Raw genomic sequence first — 2,481 nt, forward strand, 5'->3', positions numbered from 1 at the left:
CTTGATCAATCGTCGCCATTACCTGCCACGGCTGCTGCTGACCTTGTCCTCGAAAGGGAAAAAGCAAGAAACAAAACAAAAACCACCCCAGCGATTCGAAGATGTTGACAGGGTCACACCATATCAACTTCCGGATTGCCCACTTCCGGATTGCCCACTTCCGGATTGCCCACCACTCGCTCGTGATCGCAATTTGGCCTACTTCTCAAACCATGTCTTCAGCTTCTCAAAATCTCCTGCTGCCCATAGGTCGGAGTATTCTCGGTGTGTCATATCGTATCCTTCCGGTGGTCGAAACAACGCGCCATCTGGTGCGAGCGAAATCTTCTCAAGGCCCCACACCGTTTCCTCCCCGTTCGGATCGCCGTCAATGACGCGGATGATGATTTGCATCTCCGCTGATGCCCACACCTCGTGAATGCGCGTGCGCTGCACGATTTGGCCATCCTGATTCACGTCATATCGCAGCGTCCATCGCAAGCCGTGTGCGGAGATGCCTTCGATGTCCCTGTTGCCGAGGTCTAACTTGGTTATCTTGCCGTCTTCTTGGGAAAATTCCGGACCAAGCGAAGGCATTGACGAAGTTGAATCGGCGACCTCCTCCAGCCGAGCCGGTGTGAGCGGGTACTCAACTGCTCCGTGGGCGGCGATTTCTCCTTCCGGCCAATGCGTAACCGTGTGCGCCACGGGGTCGATGACGAAGACTCTCCAGGCGGGACAAGGTGGCGGCACCAGTAGGTCAAGGCGATCGCACTCAGGCGCCAGATCGTCGCTGTTCCGCCCTTGCATCATCAGCCGCCCTCCCGCATCCCGGGCGATCCGCATTGGGTAGCGTTCATTGCGCAGAAATTGCTGCCTGCCATTCGGAAGAACCTTCACCCGGTGCGCGAACTTGATCGCGGAGAAGGGATGGCCAACGATCAAACGTGACGTCTTATTGCCCGTTGCAACGGCCGGTGCATCCTGCGCCAAGAGACAAGCACTTCGCGTGTGCACCATCGGAACCAGAATCGCGGCAAACAAGCCAAAGGCAATCGACTTCATATCGCGACCTCCTCGGGAAAAGTGTAGCGGTTAACCTCGCTAGGCAGCTTGCTTGTCCTAATGAGCTCATTCGTTGATCGTGCAATGACGAAGCGGATGCCACAGTGGTGAAGCCACGGTTCGGGCCATCGTTGGCGAGTGACCGTCAATCCTGAAGTAACCCCGAAACGGCACAACGGGAGTTATTTCCCAGTTGTCCACCAATCACCCGGAAACCCGAACTCGTCCAAGGAGTCTTCCTTGGCTTCATTGGCAAACAGTTCGTGGACGACCCGGGACAACACGCGAGTAAGCTGAATCCGGGAGACGCCTAGAGATGCTGTTCAAACTTCCGACACATACCATCTGTCCCATGATTTTTGCATTCAGTTTTGCTCTTCTCTCGATGGCTGGCCTGATGAATCCCATTGCATTTGGACAAGAGGCACCGCGGCTCATGATTTGCGTTGTAGAAATTCCCAAGGGCAACGGATTCGCACAGACGACAGGCACAGTCGCACGAGAGCTATCGGCAGAACTTTCGAGGAGAAAGCTGCAAAATGGTGGCTCGATTCAACCCATTTTAGTCGTTGCGGAGAGGAAGATGGCGGAGGCATCGGTTGAACGTTCGGGATGTACGTTCAGAATCGATCTAGAATGGCATGATGCTATTCGTCCATCGGAGGGATCGCCGGCGGGTGTTGAAGGTGCGGATGCGGGAATATTCCGCGACAAGGATATGATCCTGTTCACTCTTAGACGATCAGATTCGCGAAAGCCCATCCTCACTAGTTCGGTACTGCCTACAACCTATCGAGGCAGGTCCGAGAAGCCTGTGACTGTGTCATACATAGAGATTGCGAATCAGGTTTTGAAGAAGCTCTCGCACCTCGATGGTCACTGATCGGCAAACCGACTCATGCCACCTGTCGAGTACATACCAAATACCTTGGTTCCGAGCGAGTAACGTCAGGACTCTATCGGAGCTGCTCCGCGCGATGAGGCGCAATGAGTGGCAGGAGACAGCGCGGAGCAGGTCGGATAGAGCGGTTTGAAGGAAGGCGCTGGCGCGATCGGAGCACAAATGTTGGCTATGGGTTTTTGATCGCTTTATGCTGGGTCGTTGTAGCGAGTGTTGGCTGGTAAGCGTGCGACCCCTCCATGCTGCACCCGCAATTGGGTGCAGTAGATGCTGGAGAAAAGAGGCTGATAGAGACGCAAAAAGTAGATTCTTCCGGCCTGAGGCACACTTCCATTAAGCGTGCCATGAAGCATACGGTGAAGGCCGCGTTGGTCAAACAGCTAGGAAGAATCAAGCCGGTATTCCTTCTCGTGTTCGGTGAAGGAGAGTTGTGCGACAGTCATGCGCTCGACCAGATGCATGAGCCCATGGCAGCGCGGGCACTTCCATAGCAAGGGCTTTGCGAGGCAAGGTGATTCAGCGGGGGAAGCCTGGTG

At 54.9% G+C, this 2,481-nt stretch carries 2 protein-coding genes; one reads left to right on the forward strand and one right to left on the reverse strand.

Annotated features, from left to right (window positions below; all coding sequences use genetic code 11):
- Positions 1-198: 198 nt before the first annotated feature.
- Positions 199-1,044, reverse strand: coding sequence for a hypothetical protein (locus WCA10_RS01735; RefSeq protein WP_472820755.1), 846 nt, complete (start codon positions 1,042-1,044; stop codon positions 199-201).
- A gap of 316 nt (positions 1,045-1,360) precedes the next feature.
- Here WCA10_RS01735 and WCA10_RS01740 point away from each other — a divergent pair, with 316 nt between their 5' ends.
- Positions 1,361-1,927 (forward strand): hypothetical protein, encoded by a 567-nt coding sequence (locus WCA10_RS01740; protein WP_472820756.1) that lies wholly within the window; start codon positions 1,361-1,363, stop codon positions 1,925-1,927.
- Positions 1,928-2,481 lie beyond the last annotated feature (554 nt).

The sequence above is a fragment of the Occallatibacter sp. genome (assembly GCF_049582745.1).
Lineage (GTDB): Bacteria > Acidobacteriota > Terriglobia > Terriglobales > Acidobacteriaceae > Telmatobacter.